The 14,537-nt window shown below is 68.9% G+C and carries 14 protein-coding genes and 2 pseudogenes; 14 read left to right on the top strand and 2 right to left on the bottom strand.

All coding sequences use genetic code 11. The features are described from left to right. Nucleotides 1–22: 22 nt before the first annotated feature. The 4 genes and pseudogenes from metK to DMB37_RS07200 all read left to right on the top strand — a co-directional run bounded on the left by metK (nt 23) and on the right by DMB37_RS07200 (nt 4,780). A complete protein-coding gene (gene metK, locus DMB37_RS07215) occupies nt 23–1,234 on the top strand; it encodes a methionine adenosyltransferase (RefSeq protein ID WP_107657937.1) in 1,212 nt (403 codons plus the stop codon). A 45-nt stretch (nt 1,235–1,279) separates the two neighbouring features. After that, a pseudogene (locus tag DMB37_RS07210) lies at nt 1,280–1,651 on the top strand (primosome assembly protein PriA); the annotation flags it as partial. Nucleotides 1,652–2,254: 603 nt separating this feature from the next. Continuing rightward, entirely contained in the window at nt 2,255–4,042 is a 1,788-nt protein-coding gene (locus DMB37_RS07205; RefSeq protein WP_206055425.1) for a primosomal protein N', read from the top strand. Nucleotides 4,043–4,381: 339 nt separating this feature from the next. Further along, nucleotides 4,382–4,780, top strand: a complete 399-nt coding sequence (locus DMB37_RS07200; protein ID WP_135232039.1) for an SSI family serine proteinase inhibitor — start codon at nt 4,382–4,384, stop codon at nt 4,778–4,780. Here DMB37_RS07200 and DMB37_RS07195 read toward each other — a convergent pair. Beyond that, the gene (locus tag DMB37_RS07195; protein WP_167768769.1) at nt 4,777–5,220 is read right to left on the bottom strand and encodes a DUF6196 family protein; all 444 of its coding nucleotides are present in this window, start codon (nt 5,218–5,220) and stop codon (nt 4,777–4,779) included. The genes DMB37_RS07200 and DMB37_RS07195 overlap by 4 nt on opposite strands. Before the next feature lie 71 nt (nt 5,221–5,291). Between DMB37_RS07195 and DMB37_RS07190 the strand changes: the two genes are divergently transcribed. Beyond that, complete coding sequence (locus DMB37_RS07190) at nt 5,292–5,897, top strand: TetR/AcrR family transcriptional regulator (RefSeq protein ID WP_135232038.1); 606 nt, start codon at nt 5,292–5,294, stop codon at nt 5,895–5,897. Continuing rightward, nucleotides 5,894–6,586 (top strand): hypothetical protein, encoded by a 693-nt coding sequence (locus DMB37_RS07185; RefSeq protein WP_135232037.1) that lies wholly within the window; start codon nt 5,894–5,896, stop codon nt 6,584–6,586. The genes DMB37_RS07190 and DMB37_RS07185 overlap by 4 nt, the downstream gene beginning before the upstream one ends. Before the next feature lie 342 nt (nt 6,587–6,928). Here DMB37_RS07185 and DMB37_RS07180 read toward each other — a convergent pair whose 3' ends face one another. After that, a complete protein-coding gene (locus tag DMB37_RS07180) occupies nt 6,929–7,777 on the bottom strand; it encodes an NAD(P)H-binding protein (protein ID WP_240772278.1) in 849 nt (282 codons plus the stop codon). 75 nt (nt 7,778–7,852) lie between these two features. Here DMB37_RS07180 and DMB37_RS07175 point away from each other — a divergent pair, with 75 nt between their 5' ends. The 8 genes and pseudogenes from DMB37_RS07175 to DMB37_RS07140 all read left to right on the top strand — a co-directional run bounded on the left by DMB37_RS07175 (nt 7,853) and on the right by DMB37_RS07140 (nt 14,536). After that, the gene (locus tag DMB37_RS07175) at nt 7,853–8,437 is read left to right on the top strand and encodes a TetR/AcrR family transcriptional regulator (protein WP_135232036.1); all 585 of its coding nucleotides are present in this window, start codon (nt 7,853–7,855) and stop codon (nt 8,435–8,437) included. 103 nt (nt 8,438–8,540) lie between these two features. Beyond that, nucleotides 8,541–9,194 carry a PadR family transcriptional regulator gene (locus DMB37_RS07170; RefSeq protein ID WP_135232035.1) on the top strand — a complete coding sequence of 218 codons (654 nt, stop codon included), beginning with the start codon at nt 8,541–8,543 and terminating at the stop codon, nt 9,192–9,194. Nucleotides 9,195–9,255: 61 nt separating this feature from the next. After that, nucleotides 9,256–10,263 (top strand): triacylglycerol lipase, encoded by a 1,008-nt coding sequence (locus DMB37_RS07165; protein ID WP_135232034.1) that lies wholly within the window; start codon nt 9,256–9,258, stop codon nt 10,261–10,263. A 138-nt stretch (nt 10,264–10,401) separates the two neighbouring features. Continuing rightward, a complete protein-coding gene (gene def / locus DMB37_RS07160; RefSeq protein ID WP_135232033.1) occupies nt 10,402–10,968 on the top strand; it encodes a peptide deformylase in 567 nt (188 codons plus the stop codon). After that, nucleotides 10,968–11,891, top strand: coding sequence for a methionyl-tRNA formyltransferase (gene fmt / locus DMB37_RS07155; RefSeq protein ID WP_135232032.1), 924 nt, complete (start codon nt 10,968–10,970; stop codon nt 11,889–11,891). The genes def and fmt overlap by 1 nt, the downstream gene beginning before the upstream one ends. Next, complete coding sequence (locus DMB37_RS07150) at nt 11,888–12,370, top strand: hypothetical protein (RefSeq protein ID WP_135232031.1); 483 nt, start codon at nt 11,888–11,890, stop codon at nt 12,368–12,370. The genes fmt and DMB37_RS07150 overlap by 4 nt, the downstream gene beginning before the upstream one ends. 275 nt (nt 12,371–12,645) lie before the next feature. After that, nucleotides 12,646–14,034, top strand: a pseudogene (locus DMB37_RS07145) (RsmB/NOP family class I SAM-dependent RNA methyltransferase); the annotation flags it as partial. Nucleotides 14,035–14,185: 151 nt separating this feature from the next. Next, a complete protein-coding gene (locus DMB37_RS07140; RefSeq protein WP_135232029.1) occupies nt 14,186–14,536 on the top strand; it encodes an MmcQ/YjbR family DNA-binding protein in 351 nt (116 codons plus the stop codon). The last annotated feature ends 1 nt before the right edge of the window (nt 14,537 follow it).

Genomic DNA, 14,537 nt, shown 5'->3' with positions numbered 1-14,537 from the left:
CGTTGAGGGAGAGGGAAGAACTGTGCGCACGTCCGGCAGCCGGCTATTCACCAGTGAGTCCGTGACCGAAGGTCACCCGGACAAGATCTGTGACGCCATCAGCGATTCCATTCTCGACGCGTTGCTTGCGGAAGACCCGCGCAGCCGGGTCGCGGTGGAAACTCTTGTAACCACAGGCCAGGTGCACGTCGCCGGTGAGGTCACCACCTCCGCCTACGCCGATATTCCCCGTATCGTCCGGGAAAAGGTGCTGGAGATCGGATACGACTCCTCGGCAAAGGGTTTCGACGGCAACTCCTGTGGTGTGAACATCGCGATCGGCGCGCAGTCGCCCGACATCGCCCAGGGTGTGGACACCTCGCACGAGGCGCGTGTCGGCGGGTCCGACGACGAGATCGAGAAGCAGGGCGCGGGCGATCAGGGCCTGATGTTCGGCTACGCGACCACCGACACCCCCGAACTCATGCCGCTGCCCATCGCGCTCGCGCACCGGCTCTCCCGCAGGCTCACCGAGGTTCGCAAGTCGGGCGTGCTGCCCTACCTGCGGCCCGACGGCAAGACCCAGGTCACCATCGAATACGACGGCGACCGGCCGGTTCGGCTCGATACCGTCGTCATCTCCACCCAGCACGCCGCGGACATCGACCTGGACAACCTGCTCGCCCCCGACATCCGGGAAAAGGTCGTCGAGGCCGTGATCGCCGACCTCGAGCTGCCCTCGCTGGACACCTCGAACATCCGGCTGCTGGTCAACCCGACCGGCAAGTTCGTGCTCGGCGGCCCGATGGGTGACGCAGGCCTGACCGGCCGCAAGATCATCGTCGACACCTACGGTGGCATGGCCCGGCACGGCGGCGGCGCCTTCTCCGGCAAGGACCCGTCGAAGGTGGACCGCTCGGCCGCGTACGCCATGCGCTGGGTCGCCAAGAACGTCGTCGCGGCAGGCCTGTCCGATCGGGTCGAGGTGCAGGTGGCCTACGCCATCGGCAAGTCCGCCCCCGTCGGCCTGTTCGTGGAGACCTTCGGCACCGAGAAGGTCGACCCGGCCCGCATCTCGGCGGCCATCTCCGAGGTCTTCGACCTGCGCCCCGGCGCGATCATCCGCGACCTGGACCTGCTGCGCCCGATCTACGCGCCGACCGCCGCGTACGGCCACTTCGGCCGCACCGACGTCGACCTGCCCTGGGAGCACACGGACAGGGCGGATAAATTGCGCGCAGCCGTCGGCCTGTAGGCCAGCGCCAGCCGAGTGAACAAACCCGCGGCGGAAACCCCCGCCATCCCGGGGGTACCGCCAGCGGGCCCCGCAGCCGTGGAGCACCCGATCGCTCGGGTGCTCCCGTTGCTGTCTCCGGCGCATTTGGACCGGGACTTCGACTATCTGGTGCCGCCTGAGCTGGATGCCCTTGCGCAGCCGGGTGTTCGGGTGCGCGTGCGGTTTGCGGGGCGGCTGGTCGACGGGTACCTGTTGGAGCGTCGCACGCACAGTGATCACGGTGGGAAGCTGGTCGCGCTGGAGCGGGTCGTTTCCGGCGAACGTGTGCTGACGCCTGAGATTTTGCAGTTGGCTACCGCGGTGGCTGCCCGGTATGCGGGTACGCGCGCCGACGTGTTGCGGTTGGCGATTCCGCCGAGGCATGCGCGCACGGAAACCGGTGGGGCGAAGAAGAAGTCTGCCGAAGTTGATGCGGTGCAAGAGGATTCGTCGGCTGCGAAGAAGGTTGGGAAGCGGCGCGGTGGATCTGCTGCGAGTGCCCCGCTGAAGGTGAAGTCGGCGTCGGACGTGGGGGCCGCCGATACGGCTGGGGTCGAGGCTGATTCAGTAGCGGATGGACCGGCGGTGGATTCGAGTGCCTCAGCTGGAGCTTCGGGGGCGGTGAGCTCTGTTGCCGCGCAACATGTCTCGACTACGCCAGTAGGCGCTAATGAGCCAGAACAGTCATCGGAATCGGCGTCCTCGACCACCGCTTCCGATCGAACCGAAACCGATTCCGTCGCGCTCGATACGGAGTCCCTCGCTGGTTCCGCAACGGCCGCGGCCGATCCTGTAGCGACGCAAGATGTCTCGCTCGTGCCGCCCGACGCCGGTGATGTCGCACCGTCGGCGCAGTCGTCCTCCGAGCTGGCGCCGACTGCGAATTCTGCTGGTGGCGTGGCTGATTCGATGCCTGGTGATCGTGTGGTCGACGAGAGCAGCTCGGCCGACGCCGCATCGGAGAGGGCTGAGTCCGCAGGGACGCAAGAAGATCCGTCCGTGTCGTCGGGCAACGATGCTGCGGCAAGGCTGCCGGAATCGACCGCCGCGAATGCCGAGGAAACAGCGGCGGATTCGGCGGCCGACCCGAGCCGAACGTCACGCACGGCCGGCGACAGTGACGAGCCTGTGTCTGGGTCGGCGACAGGGCAGGCCGACCAGGAGGTCACCGTCGACCACGGCCCGTGGGGGCGGTATATCCACGGCCCGGCGTTCATGACCGCACTGGAGCAAGGCAAAGGACCGCGGGCGGCATGGCAGGCGTTGCCGGGGGAGGACTGGCCGCGCCGCTTGGCGGAATTGGCCGCCGCGGTGATCGGGCACGGGCGTAGCGCGATTCTGATGGTGCCGGATCAGCGGGATCTGGATCGGGTGCTGGCGGAATGCACTCGGCTGATGGGGGATTCGGCGGTCGGCTTGTCCGCCGGCCTCGGACCGGCCGCGCGGTATCGGCGCTGGCTCGCGGTGCTGCGGGGGACGGCGCAGGTGGTGGTCGGTACCCGCAGCGCGGTGTTCGCGCCCGCGAAAAACCTCGGACTGATCGCGATCTGGGACGACGGCGACGACACCTACGCCGAGCCACGGTCGCCGTATCCGCACGCGCGCGAGGTGGCGATGCTGCGCTCGCACGAGACGGGGGCGGCGTTCGTCGCGGCCGGTTTCGCGCGGACCGCGGAGATCCAGGCGGTCGTCGAGTCCGGCTGGGCGCACGATCTGGTCGCCGACCGGATGGTGGTGCGGGACGCGGCGCCGCGGATCAGCGTGCCCGGCGATACCGATATCGCGCTGGAGCGGGATCCGGTCGCGCGTGCTGTCCGCATCCCCGGCGTGGCCTACGCCGCCGCGCGGTCGGCGCTGAAGGAAGGCGCAGGCGTGCTGGTGCAGGTGCCGCGGCGCGGGTACGTCCCCTCGCTCGCCTGTGCGAAATGCCGGACCCCGGCCAGGTGCCGGCACTGCAACGGACCGCTCGCACTCCCGGATGGTCGTGCGCGGCACAGTGATTCGCAGGGCGATGCCGCACACAGCCCCAATTGTCGCTGGTGCGGCATCACCGAGGCCGCCTTCCGCTGCGCGTCCTGTGGCTCGCGCGCGTTGCGTGCCGTGGTGATCGGCGCGCAACGCACCGCGGAAGAACTCGGCCGGGCGTTCCCCGGTGTGCCGATTCGCGGATCGGGCGGCGGTGCGATGCTCGATACGGTGGAACCCGGTCCGCAGGTCGTGGTCGCGACCGTCGGCGCCGAGCCGGTACTGCCCGGTGGCTACGGCGTCGCGCTGCTGCTCGACAGCTGGGCACTGCTCGGACGCGCGGACCTCCGGGCGTCCGAAGATACGTTGCGCCGCTGGATGACCGCCGCGACCCTGGTCCGGTCGCGCGGTCAGGTCATCGTGATGGGCGACCCCGGCATCCCCACCGTGCAGGCCCTGGTCCGCTGGGACCCGGTCGGTCACGCGCGGGTCGAGCTGGCTTCCCGCGCCGAGGTCGGCTTCCCGCCCGCGGTACGGATGGCCGCCGTCGACGGCACCGCCGAATCCATCAACGAATTGCTCACCGCCACAGACCTTCCGGCCGACGTCGACGTCCTCGGCCCGGTCCCACTACCGGACGGCGCGCGCAAGCCCTTCTCCTCCGGCGACTCACCCACCGAAGTCGAACGCATTCTGCTGCGCGTCGACCGCAAGTCGGGCGCGGCGCTGGCGCGTGCGCTCACCGCCGCTCAAGCGATCCGCAGTACGCATCGGTCGGATGCGCCGCTGCGGGTGCAGATCGATCCGGTCGACATCGGCTGATCGCGGCATCGCTCTCAGCAGCAGACTCGACTCTCGATTTTCGGTCATGGTCCGGAAAGTGCGCCACAAATTCGTGCGGCAGCGGCGACGATGAGCTGTCGGCCGCGGGTGGCGCATGGCGGCGGCAAACGAGTAGACCCGCCCCCATGTGCCCCTCCCATGCTCGGGCCGAATGTCTGTGGGGCAGGGGCGGCAGACGTCGAGTAGACCCGCCGCCAGGTCCCACTCGACGTTCGGGATGGGTGTGCGGGGAACCACCACGCCCGAATCCGCCACGGTCTGCGGCGAGTTCGCAGGCAGTTGAGGGGAACACGTCGCGCATCGTGATTGAGTGGACCGATGACGACCCCTCCGCTCCGCCGCACCTCAGCGACCGTGTGCTTTGTGCTCGTCGCTCTCGGCTCCGCGGCCTGCACCGCCGACGACACGAACCCGGCGAAGTCGATCCTGACCCTGTCCGTCTCCCCGCAAGCGCCGGGCTCGGCCGGGACGCGCATCGCCCTCACCTGCGAGCCCACCGGCGGCGAGCATCCCGCCGCGGACGCGGCCTGTGCCGCGCTGACTGCGGCCGACGGCGACTTCGACAAGCTCGCGGGCGATCCCACCGCCGTCTGCGTTCAGGTCTACGAGCCGGTCACAGCCATCGCCACCGGCACCTGGCGGGGCAGGTCGGTCACCTGGGAGAAAACGTTCGGCAACAAGTGTGAACTGAGCGCCCGCACCACGCCCGTCTTCTAGCCCTCGGCGGTGCGCAGCGCCTCGATCTCCCGCTCGACCGCGGCGAGCAACTCGACCGGGCAGCCCCAATAGTCGTAGATGCCGCCGCGGTCCCGGTTGCTGCCGCAGACGATGAACACCCCGGTGCCGAGTGCGCGTTTGAGGTGGCCCGCCAGCCAGCCGACGAAGCCGCTGTTGTCCAGCCCCGCGGGGAAGTGGAACGAGAACAGGCCGAACTTCTCCACCTCGGCACCCTCGGCCTCGGCGAACGGGACGAGCGCGCTCCAGCTCTGCGCGTCACGGACCACGGCGAGCGTCCGGGGCGTCAACTGCGGCGGCTCGGCCAATGGGCTTTCCCGGAAACACCACACCCCGTCGTGCACGTCGAGGTCCGCTTCCGCGATGACCCGCCGAAGTCGTTGGGCCGTTTGGGCTTCGGTCTCGATGCTGATATCCACCACCAGCCAACCGTAGCAACGGTCTCGCGTGATTATTCTTTAACTGGCCGATCAGTTAATGATAAGATCGGGCTATGGCCAGGACTGTCGATCCGAATCGTGTCGCCGAACGCCGGCACGCCATCACGCTGGCCGCCGCCGAGCAGTTCGCCACGCACGGCTACGAACGCACCACCGCCACACAGATCGCCCGCGCCGCCGGACTGAGTTCGGGCAGCGTCTTCTACTACTTCAAGGACAAGGCCGCCGTCTTCCGCTCGATCTTCGAGCTGTCGATTCCGTTGCACACCGCGGTGATCGCCCGCCATATCGACCGAACAGATTGTCTCGCAGCCATTCTCGACATCGTCGACGCGCTGGCCGCCGAAGCTCTGGACCCGGCGGCACCCGGGCTGATGGTGGAGCTGCTGCGCCGCCTCGGTCAGGACGCGGAGCTGACCAAGGTTGTCGCGGAGGACGCGCGACTGAGTGCCGAGGCGCTCGGTGCGCTGATCGAGCGCGGCGTCCGCACCGGGCAGCTCGACCCGGGCTTCGAACCCATAGAGACCGCGCGCTGGATTCTCGCCGTCATCGACGGCGCCTTCCTCAACGCCGACCCCGACCACCCGCGTGACCCGCGCCCGCTGGTGCGCGCGACCGTATCCCGGCTGTTGCGGCCGACCGAAACGGAGCACCCATGACCACCACCTCCACACCGACTGTGCTGCGCTTCTCCTCGATGTGGCGCTGGCTGTTCGTGATCGGCGGACTCGCCGTCGGCTGCGGCCTCGGCTTCGCCGTGCCGCCGGTCGGGCGCTGGGCGATCGGTGTCGGCCTGGATCCCGGTCCGCTCCAGGTCGCGATGGCGGTGCCGCCGGCATGGCTGGTGCCTGCCGCAACGTGCCTCGGAATCGGCGCGGGCCTGGTGCTTTTCGAGATCGGCCGCAAGGAGAGCCTGACCCTCACCGTCGCCGACGACCACGTCGAATTGGTCAAAGAGGGTCGCGCGCAATACGTGCCGCGCAAACACGTCGCCGCCGTGTTCCGTGAGGACGCCGACCTGGTGCTCACCGATCACACCAAGCGCCCGCTCGCAGTGTTCCGCGCAAATACCCTGCGCCGCAACGATATCGAGAACGCATTCCGCAGTCATGGCTATCCATGGCTGGCGCAGAACGACCCCTTCGGCGCGGAATACATTCGCTGGGTCGACGGCCGACCCGAGACCGGGAAGGCCGCCGACGCCGTTCTTCGGGCTCGTCGGCGCGCCCTGGCCGACGAGAAGCCGCTCGCTGTCGAGGAACTCGACGAGGAACTGCTCGAGCTCGGCATCGCTGTCCGAGACCGTCAGGGGGAACAGCACATTCGAGTGTTCGGCCAGTCGGAATAGGAGACCTCGTCCAGTGACCAGGCGAACCGTGCCCGGTGGTCCGGCGAACCGTGCCCGGTGGTCCGGCGAACCGTGCCTGGTGGTCAGGCGAGCTTCGCCGGGTGGCCAGGCGGCAGTGCCCAGTGTCCGGGCGAGCCTCGCCCGGTGGTCAGGCGGCCGTGCCCGGTGGTCCGGCGAACCGTGCCTGGTGGTCAGGCGAGCTTCGCCGGGTGGCCAGGCGGCAGTACCCAGTGCCCAGGCGAACCTCGCCCGGTGGCCTGGCGAACCTCGCCCGGTGGCCTGGCGAGCCTCGCCCGGTAATCGGGCGGCCGTGTCGGGTGGCTAGGCGGCCGTGCACGGTAATCAGGCGAACACGTCTCGATTACGTTCGGCCCATTCGGCAAACGTCGTGGGCGCCCGGCCCAGCACTCGCCGCACGTCCTGGCTGATCTCCTGCTCGGCGGCGGTCGGTTCCCCCAGAATCGACAGCGTGTGCTCGACCACCGGCCCGGGCATGAACTGCGACATGCCCGTATACGCCTGCGCCCGAGTCAATTCCACGAATCGCACCGGCGCGTGCAGCGCGGCGCCGATGGCCGCCGCCTGCTCCTGCGGTGTGCTCAGCTCGGGCCCGGTCAGGGTGTAGGCCTGCCCGGCGTGCCCGTCCTCGGTCAACGCCGCGGCCGCGACCGCCGCGATATCGGCGGGGTCGATGGACGGCAAGCCGACCGCACCGAAGGGTGCCGCGACGGTCCGTTCGGCCCGCACGGATTCCGCCCACGCGTACGTATTGCTGTAGAAACCCGCTGGCCGCAAGAGGGTCCATTCCAGCCCGGATCGCCGGATGGCCTCCTCGAAGGCGATCAACCGCGCGTAGCCCTCGGCATCACTCCTGGTGGCAACACCCTGCGACGACACGAACACCACCCGCCGCACACCACCGGCTGCCGCGACCTTCAGCAGCAGTTCCGGATCCGGCCCGCTCACCAGTTGCTCACCGGTGATGAGCAGGAACAGCGCCTCGGCACCTGCGACGGCAGGGGTGAGGCTGTCCGGATCGCCCAGGTCGGCGCGCACCGAGCGCACACCGCGTGGCAGCGCGACGTCCCCACCGCCTCGCGAAACGGCAGTGACCTGTTGGCCCGCCGCGGCGAGGGTTCGCACGAGGTGTGCGCCGATGTTTCCGGTTGCTCCGGTAACCACGATCATCATGTACTCCGATTGAGTTAGTTGACTGACTAAAACGAACGTAATCGACGAACGCCCAGCTTGTCTATAGTGAGTTATGTGACTAACTCAGCAGCCGGTGAACGCCCGAAGGGTGGTAAACGCGAGCGGCTCGGCGCTGCCGCGGCCCGCGTGTTCCACGAGCAAGGGGTCGAGAAGACCACCATCGCCGACATCGCCCACGCCGCGGATGTACCGGTCGGCAACGTCTACTACTACTTCAAAACCAAGGATCAGCTGGTCCGCGCCGCGATCGGCGCCCACGACCAAACGCTGAACGATCTGATCGCGATGCTCGAGCAGCTGCCGACGCCGCAGGACCGGCTCAAGGCGCTGATCGGCGGCTGGGTCGACGAACGCGAGACGGCAGCCCGGTTCGGCTGCCCATCGGGCACCCTCGCCGCCGAACTGGACAAGCGCGCCGACGGTCTGGACCGCGAGCTTGCCGGTGTCATGCGGCAGCTGGTCGACTGGGTCGAGACGCAGTTCGCGGCCATGGGTCGCGCCGATGCCGCGGAGCTCGCCGTCGCGCTGATCGCCGCCTATCAGGGAATCTCGTTGCTTACCAACACCTTCCGTGATCCCGAACTCATGGTGACGGAGGGGGAGAGGTTGGTGCGCTGGATCGACTCGCTGGCTTCCTGAGCCCTTGATGTCACGGGAATGCGGCACCAGACTCTTGCGTTCGATGCATTGACGATATATCGTCGACAATATGAAACGAACACGAGAGCCTGAGGAGGCTTACATGGAACACCAAGGACATCGAGAATTCGGCCGACGTGGCCCCCGGCAGCGCCCGGGCGGCGAGGATTTCGACCCCCGCCAGCGGTTCCGCCGCGGCGGACGACACGGGCACGGACCCGACTTCGGACCGGGCTTCGGCCCAGGATTCGGGCCCGGTTTCGGACCGCACTTCGGTCGCGGACGTGGCCGCGGCGGACGTGGCCGGCGCGGTGACGTGCGGGCGGCGGTGCTGCTGCTGCTCACCGAGCGGCCGATGCACGGTTATGAACTCATCCAGCAGATCCGCGAACGCAGCGACGACATCTGGCGTCCGAGCCCGGGGTCCATCTACCCCGCGCTGGCCCAGCTGGAAGACGAGGGCCTGGTCCTCATCGAGAAGATCGCCGGGCGCAAGACGGCTCAGCTGACCGAGGCGGGCACCGCGTACGTCACCGAGCACCGCGACGACATCGGCGACCCGTGGGCCGACGTCAAGGAGGACGTCGGCGCGCAGGCCATCGACCTGCGCGAACTCGTCGGCCAGCTGATGGGCGCGGTCGCACAGGTCGCGGCGGCGGGCACCCCGGCGCAGGCGGCCCGTGCGGCGGAGCTGCTCACCGAGACCAGAAAGTCGCTTTACCGAATTCTGGCCGAAGACGAGACCCCCGAAAAGTAACGGGGTGTGAAACACCGCGTCAGACTGCACATTTGGGGCGGTTTCGGTAGATCATTGTGAGATGCGACAGTTTCGGGGTTTGTGGGTTTGGGGATTTTCACACTTGGGTAAGGCGGTGTTGGCCGCCGCGCTGGTTGCCGTAGCGATACTCGGCACCGGGGTGGCGCAGGCCGAGCCGTCCGGCTACCGGCCGCCCGAGGTCCCCACCCAGCCCGGTCCGCCGCAGACCGATCACCTGGGCGCGGCCCGCTACCTGAAGACCCACGACAACGTGGTCCCGTTGGGCACCAACAACTTCGGCTGTAAGCCGACCGCTGCCCACCCGCGCCCCGTCGTCCTCGCACACGGTACCGACTCCAGCGCGTACTCGGACTACTCGGCCATCGCGCCGCAACTCGCCGCTGCCGGATTCTGCGTCTTCGCGCTCAACTACGGCGGCACCCCGGGGGCCGAAAGCTACGGCACCGAGGACGTGGTGCTCAGCTCGCACCAGATCGGCGCGTTCGTCGACCAGGTGCTCGCGGCCACCGGTGCGAGCCAGGTCGACCTGGTCGGATTCTCCCAGGGCGCCACGGTCACCCGCTTCTACATCAACAAGCTCGGCGGTGCGCCGAAGGTCGGCCAGTGGGTCGGGCTGGCGTCGCCGAGCTACGGCGGCGTGATGTACGGACTGGTGCCCGTCGTGGATGCGGTGCCGGGCGGCATGATGGCGTTCGCCAGGGTGACCTCGCTCGCCGCGGTGCAGCAGGCGCAGGGCTCGCCGATCATGGTCGAGCTCAACGCGGGCGGTGACACCGTACCCGGCCCGAAGTACACGACCATCGGCAGCAAGGTCGACGAGATGATCCAGCCGAACAGCAATATCGCGCTGCGCGGTCCCGGCGCGGTGAACATCTCGCTGCAGGACCGCTGCGCGATCGACCTGACCGGACACTTCCACATGGTGTACGACCCGTTCGTGCAGCAACTGCTGCTGAACGTGCTCGACCCGAGCACCCCGGCGCCGGTCTGCAGTCCGGTGATGTTGGGCACCGGCATTCCCGAGGTGATCATCGCCGGAAACTCCTGACCAGGGCGGCCGGGCGGGGGACAGTTCACCCCGCCCGACCGCAATGGAGTTCTACCAGCTTCGGGCTGGTGGATCGGGGACATTCGGTCGTCTCACTAGAATGAGACGACCGTGTTCGTCCGCCTCCGGGAGTTTGCCGTGACCATTCAGTCAGTTCGCCTGTTCGGCGATCCCATCCTGCGTGCGCGCGCGGCGGAGGTCACCGTATTCGACCGGGAACTGCAGCAGCTGGTGACCGACCTGACCGACACCATGCACGACGATGGTGGCGTCGGCATGGCCGCACCGCAGATCGGAGTGGGGTTGCGTGTTTTCGTGTACGACACTCATGACGCCGCGGGCCATCTGGTGAACCCGCGGTGGGAAGTCGTCGGCGACGAAGAGCAGGTCGGGCCGGAGGGCTGCCTATCGATTCCGGGGGTGCGCTACGACACCCGGCGCGCGCTGCGGGTCCGGGCGACCGGCGTCGACATGCACGGCGCGCCGGTCGAATTCACCGCGGACGGGCTGCTGGCCCGCTGCGTGCAGCACGAGACCGACCACCTCGACGGGGTGCTGTTCATCGATCGGCTCGACCCGGCGGCGCGTAAGGATGCGATGCGGACCATTCGCGAATCCGACTGGTTCAGCGCGGGCGTCACCGTGCGCCCGTCGCGGTCGATGAGCGGAACGGGCCAGGCCGGTCCGTTCGGACGGGGTCGCTGATGCGCATCGTCTTCGCGGGCACGCCGGAACCGGCCGTGCCGTCGCTGCGGCGCTTGATCGAATCCGAGCGGCACGAGGTGATCGCCGTGGTGACCAGGCCGGACGCGGTAGCCGGGCGCGGGCGCAAGGTCACCAGGTCGCCGGTCGGGTCGCTGGCCGACGAGCACGGTATCCCGGTGCTGACACCGCGTCGTCCGTCCGAACCGGAGTTCATCGAACAGCTCACCGCGCTCGCGCCCGACTGCTGCCCGGTCGTGGCCTATGGTGCGCTGCTGCCGCAGCAGGTGCTCGACATCCCCCGATTCGGCTGGATCAACCTGCACTTCTCGCTGCTGCCCGCGTGGCGTGGCGCGGCGCCGGTGCAGGCTGCGATCGATGCCGGTGACGAGTTCACCGGCGCGTCCACCTTCCAGATCGAAGCCGGGCTCGACACCGGCCCGGTGTTCGGCACGGTGACCGAGAAGATCGCCGTCACCGACACCGCGGGCACCCTGCTCGACCGGCTCGCCGTGAGCGGCGCCACGTTGCTCGAAGCGACCCTCGACGGCGTGGAAGACGGGACCCTGCAAGCGGTTCCGCAGTCCAACGAGGGAATCTCGCACGCGCCCAAGATCACAGCCGAGGCCGCGCACATCCGCTGGGATCTGCCCGCGTTGGCCATCGCCCGCCGCATTCGCGCGGTCACCCCCGCGCCCGGCGCGTGGACGGAGGTCGACGGCAATCGCCTGAAGCTCGGTCCGGTCGAAATGGTGGAGGAAGAACTGCCGCTGCGGGCTATCGAGGTGCGCAAGTCCGGTGTCTATGTCGGCACCGCGACTACGGCGCTTCGGTTGAATCAGGTTCAGCCCCAAGGCAAACGCATGATGGCGGCCCTCGACTGGGCCCGCGGCGCGCGATTGCAGCCCGGTGCGGTGGTCGAGTGACGATCCTCGATCGTCCGGGAACCTCGGTGCGGTGGAAGGCGGTCGGTGGTGACGGCGCGCCCCTGCTGCGGCGCGCCTGTGCCGCCGGGGACTTCGATGGAGCGCAATTCATCGATCGCCCGAACAACCAGAGCCTGCGCTACCCCAATTACGGTGCCGCCGTAGTCGGCGTCGCCGGCACAACCCCGGCATGGCCGAAGACGGCCCGCGACCTTCATTTCCGTGGCGATGCGCCGCGACCTCAACGAGAGCGGTGGAGCATGACAGCACGGTGCAAGATCTCGCTAACCGGCCGAGGTGTCGAAGCCGGCTTCGGGCAGGACGCTGTAGGTTTCGCGGAGAGCGAGGCGGCCGGTTTCGTGCGAGGCGGGTCAACTGGTTTCGCACGGGGCGGCGTGGGCGCATTCGCGCAGGGCGCAGCGGTTGAATTCGCGCAGGGCGCAGCGGTTGAATTCGCGCAGGGCGCGGTGATCGCATGACACCTCCGGAGCGCAAGCGCGGCAACGAGTCTCGTGATTCCGGCCGGCCGCGTAATGATCGGTCGGGCGGTGCTGAATCCGCGCGGGGTGGCTCGGCTCCACGCGGTGCACGCGCGGCCGACGGATCGACAGGCCGATCGGGCGCTGCGCGAGGTGCGGGATCGGCGAAAGGTGGCGCGGGGACAGGCGCGGCTCGGTCGGCACCCGGTCGTGGTGGGCAGTCGACCCAGAGTGGTTCGCGCTCAGCTGATCAAGGAGGACGTTCGGCTGGATCGGCGAAACGTGGTGGCGGACCGAAGGATCGGGGATCGAGCACGGGCGGGCGTCCGGGTGAGACCGCTGATGCTCCTCGGCTCGTCGCGCGCGACGTATTGCGGGCCGTGCGGGAACGCGACGCGTACGCGAATCTCGTACTGCCGGGACTGCTTCGGGAGCGGCGGATCACCGGCCGCGACGCGGCGTTGGCCACCGAGCTCACTTACGGTGCGTGCCGGTCGCGTGGGCTGCTCGACGCGGTGATCGAGGCGGGCGCCGGTCGGCCGATCGCGGAGATCGACGGACCGCTGCTGGATGTGTTGCGGCTCGGCGTGTATCAGCTGCTGCGAACCCGCATCGGGGCGCACGCGGCGGTGGACACCTCGGTGGCGCTCGCGCGCAGTGAATTCGGCGCGGGTAAGGCCGGTTTCGTGAACGCGGTGCTGCGGCGCGCCGGGGAGAAGACGGTCGAGGAATGGGTGGCGCAGCTCGCACCCGCGGATCCGGTGGGCCGCTTGGCCTTCGAGTTCGCGCATCCGGTGTGGATCGCGCAGGCCTTCGCGGACGCGCTCGGCGCACGGGCGGGGGAGCTGCGCGACGCGCTGGCCGCCGATGACGCCCGGCCTGCGGTGCATCTCGTCGCCCGTCCTGGTGAAATCACCGCCGAGGAATTGGCGCTCGTCACCGGCGGCGAAGAAGGCCGTTGGTCGCCCTACGCGGTCTATCTGGACGGCGGCGATCCCGGAAAACTGGAGCCGGTGCGGGAGGGCATGGCCGGGGTGCAGGACGAGGGCAGTCAGCTCGTCGCCCTGGCGCTGACCCGCGCCCCGCTGAACGGCCCGGACGGCGGCCGCTGGCTGGACCTTTGCGCCGGCCCGGGCGGTAAGGCCGCCTTGCTCGGTGCCCTCGCCGCGATCGACGGCTTCCGCGTCGACGCGGTCGAGCCCGCCGAGCACCGCGCCGAACTCGTCCGCAAGTCCGTGCACGGCCTGCCCGTCGACGTCCACGTCACCGACGGCCGCGACAGCGGACTGACCCCTGGCTACGACCGCATCCTGGTGGACGCACCATGCACCGGCCTCGGCGCACTGCGCCGCCGACCCGAGGCCCGCTGGCGCCGCACCCCCGCCGACGTCGCCGAACTGGTCACCCTGCAGCGCGAATTGCTCACCTCCGCATGGGATCTGCTCCGCCCCGGCGGCGTCCTGCTGTACTCCACCTGCTCACCGCACTTGTCGGAAACGGTCGTCGTGGTAGCCGACGCGGTCCGCCGCCTGGGCGCCGAACAACTCGACACCCGCCCTCTCCTCCCCGGCGTAGACGACCTCGGCGACGGCCCGACCGCCCAACTCTGGCCGCACCGCCACGGCACCGACGCAATGTTCATGGCCGCTCTCCGCAAACCCTGACCTGCAGGATCGAGGGGGAACTGGTGTCGGCGGCTTCTCGCGATTCGCCAACATCAGTTCCCCATGATCACTCGTCCAGCTCGGGGTTCGCCCATCCCGCCGATTCCATTCGTCCAATCCCTGGCCCGGCGCGTCGGGCAGACTGACGTTCATGGCACTGACGTGGCAAGACGTGGTCGCCCTCGCGACCGAACTCCCCGGCGTCGAAGAGTCGACCTGGTGGAACAGTCCAGCCTTGAAGGTCGGCGGCAAGGGCTTCGGCCGGTTACGCGTCGACGCCGAGGGTGGGTTGGCTCTGGTGTGTGATCCCGCCGAGAAGGAGGCGCTGCTGGCCTCCGGCGATCCGGCGTTCTACACCACCCCGCACTACGACGGACACCCGTTCATCCTCATCGATCTCGAACGCGTCGACCGCGAACAGCTTCGCGAAATGCTGGACGACGCGTGGTGGCTCACCGCTCCGCCGAAAGTGCGCAAGCAGCGAGCGTCCGCCAAGGGGTGAG

The organism is Nocardia sp. CS682 (assembly GCF_004634405.1).
GTDB lineage: Bacteria > Actinomycetota > Actinomycetes > Mycobacteriales > Mycobacteriaceae > Nocardia > Nocardia ninae.
The sequence above is the reverse complement of the archived record's forward strand: the minus strand, read 5'-3'. Positions and strand labels throughout refer to the sequence as shown.

Coding starts and splice junctions, on each gene's coding strand:
- DMB37_RS07190 (WP_135232038.1), top strand. CDS start 5,292: ATGGCCAGGACTGTCGATCCGAATCGTGTCGCCGAACGCCGGCACGCC.
- fmt (WP_135232032.1), top strand. CDS start 10,968: ATGCGCATCGTCTTCGCGGGCACGCCGGAACCGGCCGTGCCGTCGCTG.
- DMB37_RS07140 (WP_135232029.1), top strand. CDS start 14,186: ATGGCACTGACGTGGCAAGACGTGGTCGCCCTCGCGACCGAACTCCCC.
- DMB37_RS07200 (WP_135232039.1), top strand. CDS start 4,382: ATGACGACCCCTCCGCTCCGCCGCACCTCAGCGACCGTGTGCTTTGTG.
- DMB37_RS07180 (WP_240772278.1), bottom strand. CDS start 7,777: ATGATGATCGTGGTTACCGGAGCAACCGGAAACATCGGCGCACACCTC.
- DMB37_RS07170 (WP_135232035.1), top strand. CDS start 8,541: ATGGAACACCAAGGACATCGAGAATTCGGCCGACGTGGCCCCCGGCAG.
- DMB37_RS07185 (WP_135232037.1), top strand. CDS start 5,894: ATGACCACCACCTCCACACCGACTGTGCTGCGCTTCTCCTCGATGTGG.
- DMB37_RS07165 (WP_135232034.1), top strand. CDS start 9,256: ATGCGACAGTTTCGGGGTTTGTGGGTTTGGGGATTTTCACACTTGGGT.